Below are 12,593 nucleotides of genomic sequence, written 5' to 3' on the forward strand. Positions count from 1 at the left end.
TGCTCGATTTTGTTTTACATAACTTATTTTCTAAGCGGTTTTCATTCGTTCACGGTATTGCTTTGGACTTAGCCCTCCTAATTTTTCTTTGATTCGGTCGTTGTTATAGTAGTGGATAAAGTCTTCGATCGCCCGCACAAGTTTCTGCCGGCTTCGGTAGACGTAACCGTCGTAGATTTCTCTTTTCAGTACACTGAAGAAGTTTTCCATGGGTGCGTTGTCGTAGCAGTTACCTTTTCTCGACATGCTTTGAAAGATGTGGTGTTCTTCTAACATGGCTTGATAGGCGGTCATTTGGTAGCCCCAACCGCGATCGGAGTGGAAGGTGCGGCGATAGGGACAGGTGTTGGTTCGTTCGATGGCTTTTTCTAAGCCTCGTAGCATGGTGACGCCGTTGGGCTGATCGGATAGGACGTAGCTAATGATTTCCAGATTGTACATGTCCATGTATGGATCGAGGTAGAGTTTCTTTGTTTGAAGTTTCCCCGCTTTATCTTCGACGTAGTATTTGAATTCTGTAGTGTCGGTGGTAATTTTTTGGTAGGGGATACAGGTGTTGAAGCGTCGATTGATTCGATTCTTCTTGATCTTACCGACGACGCCTTTGTAAGAGTTGTACTTCTTGTATTTCCTGCCATAGGCACGGACTTGAAGGCCCATGTCTTGAACCAGTCGTTGAACTTTCTTTTTGTTTACCGCCCAACCCCGGTTCTTCAGCTCCAGATGGATCCGGCGGTAGCCGTAGTCTTTGTGTTCGCGCCGAATGGCGAGGATCTCGTCTTTTAACGCTTGGTCTTTGTCTTCTTCGCTCCACTTTTTCTGCCAATACATAAAGGTGGATTTGGGAAAGTTGATGGCAGCGAGTATCTCTGTTAGTTGGAATTGTTCTCGGAGTTTGGCGACGATCCTCGCCTTTTTCTCATTTTTTCTTCCCTCACCAAACTCCTTAGCTCCTCCAGGTATAGCTTTTGAATGGTGAGTTTCCGGTTCTCCGCCTCTAATTCTTTGATGCGGTTTTCCAATGCCTCACGCGAGGATGCATCAAGAGGCTCCTTCTTAGTTGCAGACTTCGGTGGTTGATTGCAGGCGTCTTTCTTCGTCACAGGTCTCCCTCGCTTATGTGTTCGCAGCCCCTCCATGCCCTCCTTTCGATACTGACTGTGCCATTTGGCGATCATGGACGGATTCGTCAAACCAAGTTCAAGGGCCAATTGTTGGTAACTGCATTCGCTCGTTTCGTAACGTGTAATGGCTTCTAACTTAAACTCTACACTGTACTCACGTTTATTTCTAGAGCGCATTAACCCTTCATCGCCAAATTGTTTGTAATTATTGACCCAACGTCTGATCAGTGATTCATCAATTTGATATTTATCTTCTAAGATGGGATAGCTTGACTCTCCGAACAGGTATTCTTCGACGATTTTCCTTTTTAATTCATAACTGTATTTTGCCATTAAAAGACCCCCAAAGGTTGGATTTCTTGGTCCAACTTTTGGGGGTCAGTGCACTGTCTCCGGTTTTATTTTTTTCCCATTTGGTCTTTGTTCAGTCCGGACAAGAATGTCGAGACGAAGAACATGCCGAGAAGAATTAAGTTCACGGGCTTCGTGTAATAGTCGCTGAATTGCCAGCTGCCGTGGTTTTGATAAGAGACGACGACAGTGGCAATGATTTGAAGGACAAACACCAGCGCAGCCACGAGCAGGGCGCGTTTTAAATGCTTCAATCATATCACCTCTGGATTTATTATGGCAGAGGAGGAAATCGCCGTCAAGCTATTCCGCCACGCAGATGGTGCCGTCGCATCGCTTTTCCGTGCCGCCCATATAAATCTTTCGCTCTTCGTCGTACAGAAGGTATTGGCCCCGGCCCATGTCCAAATCGTGTTCGGGAATGTGCACCTCGTGGCCCCGTTCCTTCATGGATTGAATGATGGCGGGATCGAAATCCGCCTCCATTTCGATTCTCTTGTCCCCGGTCCACATAAATCGGGGCGCGTCCAAGGCGGACTGGGGATTTCTGCCGTAAGCCAAGAGCTGCAGCAGGGTCTGTACGTGGCCCTGGGGCTGCATAAAGCCGCCCATGACGCCGAAGGCGCCGTAGGGCTTTCCGCCGCGGGTCAAAAAGCCCGGGATAATCGTGTGGTAGGGGCGTTTGCCTCCCGCCAGGGTATTGGCACGGCCCTCTTCCATGGAGAAATTAAGCAGGCGATTGTTCAGAGAGATCCCCGTTTCCGGCACGACGATGCCGGCGCCGAAGCCCTCGTAATTGGATTGGATCATGGACACCATATTGCCGTCCTCATCGCCGATGCAGAAGTAGACGGTGGAGCGGTCCAGGGGATTGCCGTAGGTCATGGCTTGAGCCTTTTCGCCGAAGGCCTCGCCACATTTTTTGGCGTAGGCGTCGGAAAGGAGATCTTCCGTCGTGAGCTCCATGTAGTCGGGATCGGCGATGTAATGGGCGCCGTCGGTCATGGCCCGCTTAATGGCCTCCGCCGTGTAGTGGATCGATTCCGGATCGTCGGCCTTTAAATCGAACCGGCTCAGAATTTTCAGGGCCATAAGTACGGTAATGCCCTGGCCGTTTGGGGGAAGCTCCCACACTTCCGTGCCGCGGAAGGTGGCGGAGAGGGGCTCTACCTCCAAGGTCTCGTGGTTTTTTAAATCCTCCGCCCGCATAAAGCCGCCGTGGGCCTTCATAAATGTATCGATTTTTTCCGCGATGGCCCCTTCGTAAAAACTTTTGCCGCCGTCTTCGGCGATGGCTCTTAAGGTGCGGGCGTGATGGGGCAGGCGGATGATGTCTCCCGCCTCGGGCGCCTTGCCTTTTTCAGAAAAGGTAGCCCAAAAGCCGTCGTAGACGGTCGCGGTATTGGCCTTTCTTTTTTCAAGCTCCATGGCCCAAAGCCGCGCCACGGTGGGGGAGAGGACGTAGCCTTTCTCGGCGTATTCAATAGCCGGGGCGAGGACATCCTTAAAGGGGAGGCGGCCGTGTTTCTTGTGAATGTCCGCCCATGCCCGCACGGCTCCCGGCACACCCACGGATTCGATGCCGTAAAGGGGCATGGAGGTATGGCCTCTCTCCTTGACGGCGGCGAGGGAGAGGGCGGCGGGGCTTTTGCCGCTGCCGTTGTAGCCGTAAAGTTTGCCGCCGGCGGAGATAATGGCGAAGAGATCGCTCCCCAGGCCGTTGGAAGTGGGCTCGACCACCGTCTGTGCCGCCGCCATGGCGACGGCGCCATCCACGGCGTTGCCGCCGGCTTCTAAAATTTTTCTTCCAGCTGCCGCAGCCGCGGGATTGGATGCCAGGGCCATGGCACGGCCGTAGGTCATGCTTCTCTTTGATGAATAGGGATACTTGGGGTACAATGGTCTCACGCTCCTTTAAGAGGAGTATAATCTTTTTATCGTCTTTTGACCAGATAAATGCGTAAAACAAGCCTTTCAAGGGGCGGTTTTAATTGCAATGGAGAATGGATTATGTTAGGATAGTAATGTTATTGATAGATAGTTTGGATCGAGGAGGTGTTAGTTTGACTACTTTTTTCAGCGTCATCGTCGCATTATCGGCGATTGCAATTATTTGCGCCGTCGTAGCACAGGAATCCAATCAAGTGGGTTTGGGAACCTTGGACGGTAGCTCCCCGTCGTCGGAATGGGGTTCGAATCGCGGGACGAGCCGCAAGGACATGCTTAAACGCATTACCGTCGTTTCGTCGGTCGTCTTTTTTATTTCGATTATTTTACTGATCGCATTTACGAAATAACCAGGAGGAATCATGGATTATAATATTTTATTCATTGCTCCCGTTATCGGCGTTATAGCTATTTTATTCGGTCTGATGAAATCTTCCTATGTAGGAAAGCAAGACCCGGGTAATGAACGGATGAAAGAAATCTCCGGCTATATCCACGAGGGAGCCATGGCCTTTTTACAACGGGAGTACAAGGCGCTCGTCGTCTTTGTCGTCGTTTTGGCCGCAGTTTTATTTTTCGCCATCGACTGGCGCACCGCCGTGTGCTTCGTCGTCGGCGCGGCATTTTCCGTTGCCGCCGGCTATATCGGCATGAACACGGCAACCAAAGCCAATGTTCGCACGGCACAAGCCGCCCATAGCCACGGCATGGGAAAAGCCCTGGACATCGCTTTCTCCGGCGGTGCCGTTATGGGTCTTGTCGTCGTCGGCTTGGGTATTTTCGGGATTTCCGTCTTCTACCTTTGGTTCGGCGATGCAAGCATCATCACCGGCTTCTCCTTAGGGGCATCTTCCATCGCTCTCTTCGCCCGTGTCGGCGGCGGTATCTATACCAAAGCGGCTGACGTCGGTGCCGACTTGGTCGGTAAAGTGGAAGCGGGTATTCCGGAAGACGACCCGAGAAACCCCGCCGTCATCGCCGACAACGTAGGCGATAACGTAGGTGACGTGGCAGGCATGGGCGCCGACTTATTCGAATCCTATGTCGGTGCATTACTTTCCGTCATCACCTTGGGCTTCGTCGCATTCGAAGACAAGGGCATTCAATACGGCCTTTCCATCGCCGCCGTCGGCATCGTGGCGTCGATTATCTCCATGTTCTTCGTTAAAGGCGACAAGAATCCGCAAAAAGCATTAAACATCGGTACCTATGTGGCATCGATTATTACCATTATCGTGGCAGGCGTCTTGGCGAATAAAATTTTCGACAGCCTGTCCGTCTTCTGGCCCGTTATTATCGGCGTCTGCGTCGGCTTGATTATTTCCAAAATCACCGAATACTACACGGCAGCCGAATACAAGCCCGTTCAACGGATCGCACACGAATCTGAAACCGGTGCGTCGACGAATATTATCGCCGGTCTTTCCGTGGGCATGATGTCCACCGTCGGCCCGATCATCGTATTGGCCATCGGCATCATTGCAGCTTACTCCTTGGGCGGCGGCCACGAAAATGCCACCATCGGCTTATACAGCATCGCATTGGCAGCGGTAGGTATGCTGGCTACCACGGCATCCACCATTGCCGTAGACGCTTACGGCCCCATCGCCGACAATGCCGGCGGTATCGCCGAAATGTGCGAACTTCCCGAAGAAGTCCGCGATATTACCGACTCCCTGGACGCCGTCGGCAACACCACGGCAGCTATCGGTAAGGGCTTCGCCATCGGTTCCGCAGCTTTAACGGCACTCTCTCTGTTCGTATCCTACATTCACGCCACCGGCCTCGCCGGCATCGATATTTCCAAGCCCGGCGTCATCGCAGGGACCTTCATCGGCGGCATGCTGCCCTTCGCCTTCTCCGCTTTAACCATGAGCGCGGTAGGGAATGCGGCTACGGCTATGATCGAAGAAGTACGTCGTCAATTTAAAGCCATCCCCGGCATTATGGAAGGGACGGCTACCCCGGAATACGCAAAATGCGTAGACATCTCCACCACCGCCGCATTAAGAGAAATGATCGTACCCGGCGTCATCGCCGTGGTCGTTCCCTTGGTCGTCGGCTTCTGCTTAGGCACGGAAGCATTAGGCGGCTTGCAGGCAGGTGCACTGGTCACCGGCGTCTTAATGGCAATCTTTATGAGTAATGCCGGCGGCGCTTGGGACAATGCAAAGAAATATATCGAAGGCGGCGCTCACGGAGGCAAAGGTTCCGAAGCACACAAAGCGGCCGTTACCGGTGACACCGTCGGCGACCCCTTTAAGGACACGTCCGGACCGAGCTTGAACATCTTAATCAAATTGATTACGGTGGTATCCTTGGTCTTCGCGCCCCTCTTTGTTCAATTCGGCGGCATCTTTATGTAGTCGATCCAACTCGATCAAATTATAGAGCAACTCGCTTCGGCGAGTTGTTTTTTTGTGTGGAAAAAGGCCGTGAAGGGTATATTGAAAACAAGCATGAATTTCGGTACATAGAAAGAGGTGTAAGATGAAAAAGAGAAATGTGCTGGCCCTGGCTCTGGCCCTGTTGGCTCTGCCGTCTATGGCCTTTGCCCAAAGAAATGTGAAGCTGAAGGTAAACGGAAAGTCGGTGGTGTCGAAGCCCGCTGCCTTTATTTCCTCCGATCGCACCATGGTTCCTCTGCGCTTCGTGGCCGAGGCCCTGGACTATCAAGTGTTGTGGGACGAGGAAAGCCGCGACATCCTTTTGACGAAGATGAATTTCGATACGAACAAACCGGAGCAAGCCATTTACCTGAAGCCGACAGAGAAGAACGTCGTCGTGTTGAATGAAAAAGACGTGGCGTCGGCTTACGATATGTCGACGAAGTTGGATTTTCAGATGAAAGAGATAGCGACTCTCCTAGAGAAAGGGAAGAAGCTGCCCTTGGAGGTTGCGCCGGTCATTAAAGAAGACAGGGCCTTTATTCCTCTTCGGGCCGTGGTGGAGCTCTTCGACCAAAAAATCTCCTGGGACGGAAAGACCTATACGGTGTCCATCGAGGGGAAGGTGGCGAAGACCGACGAGGAAATTGCCGGTGCATGGATGTACAGCAAATTGCCTGCGGAATATAAGAAGCCGCCCTTTAAATTAATCGACTGCTCTCATGAGGGCAGCGATGCTTTGATAAAGAAACATATCTACGCCTACGATGTAATCGAGGATCATCCGGATCACATCGTAACCGTCGCCCGCTACCGCCTGGATTTAAACAAGGGCATCTTTTATAAATACGACGTGGTGAACGATGTGTGGGTACGAGATCCTGAGCTGAACAAGTAAACGAAACGCCCTCTTAGGAGGGTGTTTTTATGTTCTGAATTCGGTTCATATAGAAAAAAGAGGGCGTGCTTTCTGATGTTGACATTCTTTGACTTTAAACGTATACTGAAATCAGATAGGAGGCAATCATGGCACGTCTTAGCAATCACATCGAAGATTATCTGCGGGCCCTTTTAATCGAAAGGGAAGGGCAGATCGAAATAAAGAGAAATGTTTTGGCGGAGCATTTTAATTGTGCTCCCAGCCAAATCAACTACGTCCTCACCACTCGCTTTACGCCGGTGCAAGGCTTTTTTGTGGAGTCCCGAAGGGGAGGCGGTGGCTTTATTCGCATCGTTCAGGTGGAAATCAAAGACGACGCTCATTTCTACGAGCAGCTTACGGAAGCCGTAGGGGAAAGCATCACCCAGTCCAAGGCCAATCAGATTTTGGACACCCTTCTGGAGGCGGAATATATAACGGAAAACGAGCACCGACTCTTGGGCATCGCCCTGTCCGATCGCTCCCTGGCCGGTGCGTCGGATAAGCGCAACGCCGTGCGGGCGGATCTGTTGCAAAATATTTTGCTCGGGATCTTTTCTTAAGGAGGTGCGCCATGCTTTGTGAACACTGTCATGAAAATGAAGCGAAGATCAGCTACACCATAGTGGAAGGCAACGACACGAAACAAATGCAGGTGTGTCCCGCCTGCTTTCAGGAATTTTTGGCCAAGCAATTTCCCTCGTCACAAATTCCGCCCTTGGATATTCAGCCCATGATTCAGGAGCTGCTCTCTCTGTTTCACGGCAAGGACGAGGATGCAGAAGAAGGCAGGACCTGCCCCGTCTGCGGCCGCAGCTTAAAGGAGTTTCGCAAGACGGGCATGTTCGGCTGCGACAATTGCTACAATACCTTCGCCGAAGAGCTGAATGCCCTCCTGCCTCGCATGCAGGGGGCGGATCGCCACGTAGGCGCCATGCCCGAGGCCTTTAAGCGGGACCGGGAGGCGTCGGAGAAGGAGCAGGCACTGAAGGATCGGCTGGAGGCCGCCGTGGCCGACGAGCGCTACGAGGACGCCGCTCTTTTGCGGGACGAGATCAAGGCATTGAAGGAAGAGCGCCATGGATAAGGATCAAATTCTACTCACATCCCGCATCCGTTTGGCGAGAAATATTCAGGGTTATCCCTATCCCGGCGCCATGACGCAGGATCAGGCCAAGGAGCTGCGGGAGAAAATCATAGGCGCACTTCACGAGCACGACGATTTGTGGACCCTTTACGATTTAAAAGACGGGTCTTTGAAGAATCTCTACGATTTGGAAGAAAATTTAATCAGCGCAGCTCTCTTGAAAAACAGAGACAGGGGCGCTTACTTTCTCGGCAAGGAGCATCTGTCCGTTATGATGATGGAAGAGGATCACCTGCGGATTCAGGCCATGGACAAGGGATTTCACTTAGACGAAGAGTACGAGACCGTGGCGAGCTTGGCGCGCTTTTTCGAGGAGAAGCTCCCCGTGTCTTTCGACGAGGAGCTGGGCTATTTAACGGCCTGCCCCAGCAATGTGGGCACGGGCTTAAGAGCCGGCTGCATGCTGCACCTGCCTGCTCTGGACACCTTGGGCATGGACAAAATCGAGCGCTCCGTGACCCGCATGGGCTTCGTCCTGAGGGGCATGCGCGGAGAAGGCTCGAAAATCGTGGGCCATATGTATCAGCTTTCCAACGAGCGCACCCTGGGTCTCAGCGAAGAGGATTTTTTAAAGCGGGCCAAGTCCATTTCACAGGAAGTGGCGGCTCTGGAGCGAATTAAGCGCAAGGAAATGTATCTGGATCACCTTATCGAGCTGGAGGACATGGCACGGCGCAGCTACGGCATACTGCGCAACGCCCGCATCATTACTTTCGAAGAGACCATGCTTCATCTGAGCCACATGAAGCTGGGGATCGATCTGTCCGTATTGAAACCTATGCGGGACTTCGATCTCTACGATGCGGTGATTCACATGGGCAAGGCCCATTTGCAAATGGAGCGGGAAAGCTTTCTCGACGACAGGAGCAGCAATATTTACCGCGCCAACAAGGTGCGTCAATTTATAAAGGAGGTTTTTTAATGGCAATGTTCGGAAAATTTACCGAAAAAAGTCAGCGGGCCATGGTTTTCGCCCAGTCGGAAGCCAGAGCCCAGGGCCATTCATATATAGGAAGCGAGCACATTTTGCTCGGCATTTTAAAGGAACCGGGAGGGGCATCCTCCATTCTGGGTCAGGTAGGGATCGATTACGAGCGGGCGAAGGACGGCATCGCGGAAATCGTGTCCCCGGAAGATTCGAAGGTTACATCCCTCACCTACACCCCTCGGACGAAAAAGATCTTCGAGCTGGCTCTCGAGATCGCCAACGAGCTGGGCCACAATTACATCGGCACGGAGCATTTGCTTCTGGCGATTTTGCGGGAGGGCAAGGGCGTGGCCGTCTTGGCTTTAAGAAATCTGGGCATCGACATTGCCATGTTGGAGCGAAGCATTTACGCCGCCATTCGCAAAGTAGACGGCGGCGAGGAAGGCGACGAAATCGAAAGCGCCTTGGAAGAGTTCGGATATAATCTGAACGACAGGGCACGCCAGGGCAAGATCGATCCGGTCATCGGCAGGAAGGATGAAATCGAGCGCATCATCCAAGTTTTGGTGCGCCGCACGAAAAACAATCCCGTCTTAATCGGCGAGCCCGGCGTGGGCAAGACCGCCATCGCCGAGGGGCTGGCTCAGCGCATCGTGGAAGGCAATGTGCCGGAAATCATTAAGGACAAGGAGATCTACACCTTGGACGTCTCTGCCCTTATCGCCGGGGCCAAGTACCGCGGCGATTTCGAAGAGCGGCTGAAAGACGTCATCGCCGAAGTGGAAGATAGGGAAGACGTGATTCTCTTTATCGACGAAATCCACGTGGTCATCGGAGCCGGCGGCGCGGAAGGGGCCATGGACGCCTCCAATATTTTGAAGCCCTCCCTTACCAAGGGCGAGTTGCAGATTATCGGCGCCACCACCATCGACGAGTACCGCAAGCATATCGAAAAGGACACGGCCTTCGAGCGTCGGCTCATGCCCATTATGGTGGAAGAGCCCTCGGTGGAAGATACGATTTTGATCTTAAAGGGCATTCGGGACAAGTACGAGGCCCATCACAATGTGAAGATTACCGACGAGGCCTTGGTGGCGGCGGCGGAGCTGTCCCACCGCTATATTAACGACCGCTTCCTGCCCGACAAGGCCATCGACCTTATCGACGAGGCGGCGAGCAAGCTGCGGGTGGAAAATTTCAACAGCCCCAACGCCTTAAAGGAACTGGAAGACGAGCTGAAGAAGCTCTCCAAGGAAAAGGAAGAAGCGGTGAATTCCCAAAACTTCGAAGAAGCGGCCAAGGTCCGCGACGAAGAAAAGAGAGTTCGGGAAGCCTTGGACGATGAAAAGAAGCATTGGGACAAGGAAAAGCGGGTCCAAAACATGACCGTGGACGAAGAAGAGATCGCAGAAATCGTCAGCAAGTGGAGCGGCGTGCCCGTGACCACCATGAATGCGGAAGAGAGCGAGCGGCTGGTCCATTTGGAAGACGAATTAAACGGCCAAGTCATCGGCCAGCCTCAGGCGGTGGAAGCCGTCTCCCGCGCCATTAAGCGGGCGCGGGTGGGCCTAAAGAGCGCCGACAAACCCATCGGCAGCTTTATCTTCGTGGGCCCCACCGGTGTGGGCAAGACCTATCTGGCCAAGAGTTTGGCGAAATCCCTCTTCGGCGACGAAAGCGCCATGATTCGCGTGGATATGAGCGAGTATATGGAAAAGCACACCGTCTCCCGATTGGTGGGCTCGCCTCCGGGCTATGTTGGCTACGACGAGGGCGGCCAGCTCACGGAAGCCGTGCGCAGAAAGCCCTACTCCGTCGTGCTCTTCGACGAAATCGAAAAGGCCCATCCCGACGTGTTTAACATTCTGCTTCAGATCTTGGACGACGGCCGCCTTACCGACGGTCAGGGCCGCACCGTGGACTTCAAAAACACGGTACTGATCATGACCAGCAATGTGGGCGCCACCCTTTTGAAAAAGCAAAACACCATGGGATTCGGCGCGCCGGACGAAGGCAACGTGAAGGGCTACGACAAAATGGTGGAAACCATTCAGGGTCGCCTGAAAGAAACTTTCCGCCCGGAATTTTTAAACCGCATCGACGAAATCATCGTCTTTAAGTATTTGGAAAAAGAACAGGTGAAGGAAATTGTGGAGCTTATGCTTCGGGATTTGAAGACCCGACTGGAAGACAACGACTTCACCATCACCTTTACCGACGCCGTGGTGGATTACATCGGCAAGGAAGGCTTCGACGAAGAATACGGCGCCCGCCCCTTGGTGCGCTCCATTCGTAAAAACATCGAAGACCGCCTGGCCGACGAAATCCTTTCCGGCCACGTGCACAAGGAAAGAGCCATCCACGTGGATGTGGAAGGGGAAGGACTGAGCTTTGAAGAAGAAAAAATAGCGGAGACCGTGGGCAATGAAGCATAAGGCCTATCGCTGCACGAGCTGCGGCTACAAAAGCGCGGGCTACTTCAGCAAATGCCCCAACTGCGGAGATTGGAACACCTTTGAAGAGGTGGGGGAAGAGAAGAAATCGGTTGGGCGCATGACGGCGTATCGGCCGGCCCAACGGCTGAAAGAAGTTTCCGGCGAATCCAAGCGGCGGCTCAAAAGCGGCATGGAGGAATTCGATCGAGTCATGGGCGGCGGCATCGTGGAAGACGGGGTGAGCATACTGGCGGCGAAGCCCGGTGCCGGGAAATCCACCATCCTCTTTCAAATCGCAAACGCCTTGGCACAAGACGGCCACCGGGTGCTCTACGCCTCGGGGGAAGAGAGCGAGAGCCAAATTAAAATGCGGGCGGAGCGCATCGCCCCCGCCATCGCCGACAATATCTGGATCTACTCCGGCACCTCCATGGACGATGTGTGCCACTGGATCGACGACGTGGACGCCGACATCATTATTCTCGACAGTATTCAGACCTTTACCTTGGAGGAATTTCCCGCCCGTGCCGGCACCCCAACCCAAACCATGGAGTGCGCCAATCGCCTGGTGGACTTGGCGAAAAATCCGAAAAGTCCCAAAGCCGTCTTTATCGTGGGCCAGCTCACGAAGCAGGATTCCCTGGCCGGCGTGCGGGCATTGGAGCATTTAGTGGACACGGTGCTTTTCATCGACCACGAAATGCAGGACGAGCTGCGCATCCTTCAAGCGACGAAAAATCGCTTCGGCTCCACGGGAGAAATGGGCTTTTTCAAAATGACCGAGGCGGGCATGATCTCCATCGACAATCCCTCCGCCCACTTTATGACGGAGCGGGCGGCGGGGAGCGAAGTGCCGGGCAGCGCCATGTGCATCGTGCGGGAAGGCACGAGGAGCATGATCGTGGAAATCGAAAGCCTGGTCTCCAAAAGCTTCACCCCCTATCCCCAGCGTATCTCCGAATGTTTGCGCAGAGAACAGCTGGGCGTGCTCCTCTCCATTTTGGAAGAGCGGGGAGGCATGGGCCTCTACGACAAAAACGTGGTGGTAAAGACCACGGGGAATCTAAGGTTAAAAGAAGGCGCCGCCAATTTAGGCACACTCCTTTCCATCGCATCGGCGGTGACCAATCGCCCTATCCCCTCGGGCACCTTATTTATCGGCGACGTGGGCCTCACCGGCGAGCTGAAACAAGTGCCCGCCATGACTTCCCGCATTAAAGAGGCCGTGCGCATGGGCTTTAAGACCATTTACACGCCGCACCTCACCGCCGACAAAAAAATCGAAGGCATTACCTTAAGAGAGCGCCGGCTCCTGTCCGACGTGATCAAAGATCTTTTAAAATAAAGGATGAAAA

11 protein-coding genes are annotated in these 12,593 nt (G+C 53.3%); 8 read left to right on the plus strand and 3 right to left on the minus strand.

Annotation, left to right across the window (positions count from 1 at the left end):
• Positions 1–30 precede the first annotated feature (30 nt).
• The 3 genes from BN7444_RS09140 to BN7444_RS05520 form a co-directional block, all read right to left on the minus strand.
• Positions 31–1,457, minus strand: a protein-coding gene (locus tag BN7444_RS09140; RefSeq protein ID WP_417875541.1) for an IS3 family transposase whose coding sequence is annotated in 2 segments (ribosomal slippage) — positions 31–887 and positions 887–1,457 — 1,428 coding nt in all. Because the reading frame shifts where the segments join, the coding sequence is not laid out codon by codon here.
• 65 nt (positions 1,458–1,522) lie between these two features.
• A complete protein-coding gene (locus BN7444_RS05515; RefSeq protein WP_068456866.1) occupies positions 1,523–1,729 on the minus strand; it encodes a hypothetical protein in 207 nt (68 codons plus the stop codon).
• Positions 1,730–1,778: 49 nt separating this feature from the next.
• A complete protein-coding gene (locus BN7444_RS05520; RefSeq protein ID WP_245654199.1) occupies positions 1,779–3,383 on the minus strand; it encodes a gamma-glutamyltransferase family protein in 1,605 nt (534 codons plus the stop codon).
• A gap of 155 nt (positions 3,384–3,538) precedes the next feature.
• Between BN7444_RS05520 and secG the strand changes: the two genes are divergently transcribed.
• From secG to BN7444_RS05560, 8 genes are all read left to right on the plus strand, one after another.
• Positions 3,539–3,772 carry a preprotein translocase subunit SecG gene (gene secG / locus BN7444_RS05525; protein ID WP_068456872.1) on the plus strand — a complete coding sequence of 78 codons (234 nt, stop codon included), beginning with the start codon at positions 3,539–3,541 and terminating at the stop codon, positions 3,770–3,772.
• A gap of 12 nt (positions 3,773–3,784) precedes the next feature.
• A complete protein-coding gene (locus BN7444_RS05530; RefSeq protein WP_068456876.1) occupies positions 3,785–5,788 on the plus strand; it encodes a sodium-translocating pyrophosphatase in 2,004 nt (667 codons plus the stop codon).
• 124 nt (positions 5,789–5,912) lie between these two features.
• Positions 5,913–6,707, plus strand: a complete 795-nt coding sequence (locus BN7444_RS05535; protein WP_068456879.1) for a copper amine oxidase N-terminal domain-containing protein — start codon at positions 5,913–5,915, stop codon at positions 6,705–6,707.
• 128 nt (positions 6,708–6,835) lie between these two features.
• The gene (locus BN7444_RS05540; protein WP_068456882.1) at positions 6,836–7,291 is read left to right on the plus strand and encodes a CtsR family transcriptional regulator; all 456 of its coding nucleotides are present in this window, start codon (positions 6,836–6,838) and stop codon (positions 7,289–7,291) included.
• 11 nt (positions 7,292–7,302) lie between these two features.
• Positions 7,303–7,815 carry a UvrB/UvrC motif-containing protein gene (locus BN7444_RS05545; protein WP_068456884.1) on the plus strand — a complete coding sequence of 171 codons (513 nt, stop codon included), beginning with the start codon at positions 7,303–7,305 and terminating at the stop codon, positions 7,813–7,815.
• A complete protein-coding gene (locus BN7444_RS05550; protein WP_068456886.1) occupies positions 7,808–8,797 on the plus strand; it encodes a hypothetical protein in 990 nt (329 codons plus the stop codon). The genes BN7444_RS05545 and BN7444_RS05550 overlap by 8 nt, the downstream gene beginning before the upstream one ends.
• Positions 8,797–11,238, plus strand: a complete 2,442-nt coding sequence (locus tag BN7444_RS05555) for an ATP-dependent Clp protease ATP-binding subunit (protein ID WP_068456889.1) — start codon at positions 8,797–8,799, stop codon at positions 11,236–11,238. The genes BN7444_RS05550 and BN7444_RS05555 overlap by 1 nt, the downstream gene beginning before the upstream one ends.
• Positions 11,228–12,583: a DNA repair protein RadA gene (locus BN7444_RS05560; RefSeq protein ID WP_068456892.1), complete on the plus strand. Its 1,356-nt coding sequence runs from the start codon at positions 11,228–11,230 to the stop codon at positions 12,581–12,583. The genes BN7444_RS05555 and BN7444_RS05560 overlap by 11 nt, the downstream gene beginning before the upstream one ends.
• Positions 12,584–12,593 lie beyond the last annotated feature (10 nt).

The organism is Peptoniphilus pacaensis (assembly GCF_900088125.1).
Taxonomy (GTDB): Bacteria; Bacillota; Clostridia; order Tissierellales; family Peptoniphilaceae; genus Aedoeadaptatus; species Aedoeadaptatus pacaensis.

What these genes read in the sequence shown, in the direction of transcription:
- BN7444_RS05530 (WP_068456876.1), top strand. Translation starts at nt 3,785, where the DNA reads ATGGATTATAATATTTTATTCATTGCTCCCGTTATCGGCGTTATAGCT.
- BN7444_RS05535 (WP_068456879.1), top strand. Translation starts at nt 5,913, where the DNA reads ATGAAAAAGAGAAATGTGCTGGCCCTGGCTCTGGCCCTGTTGGCTCTG.
- BN7444_RS05540 (WP_068456882.1), top strand. Translation starts at nt 6,836, where the DNA reads ATGGCACGTCTTAGCAATCACATCGAAGATTATCTGCGGGCCCTTTTA.
- BN7444_RS05545 (WP_068456884.1), top strand. Translation starts at nt 7,303, where the DNA reads ATGCTTTGTGAACACTGTCATGAAAATGAAGCGAAGATCAGCTACACC.
- BN7444_RS05550 (WP_068456886.1), top strand. Translation starts at nt 7,808, where the DNA reads ATGGATAAGGATCAAATTCTACTCACATCCCGCATCCGTTTGGCGAGA.
- BN7444_RS05555 (WP_068456889.1), top strand. Translation starts at nt 8,797, where the DNA reads ATGGCAATGTTCGGAAAATTTACCGAAAAAAGTCAGCGGGCCATGGTT.
- BN7444_RS05560 (WP_068456892.1), top strand. Translation starts at nt 11,228, where the DNA reads ATGAAGCATAAGGCCTATCGCTGCACGAGCTGCGGCTACAAAAGCGCG.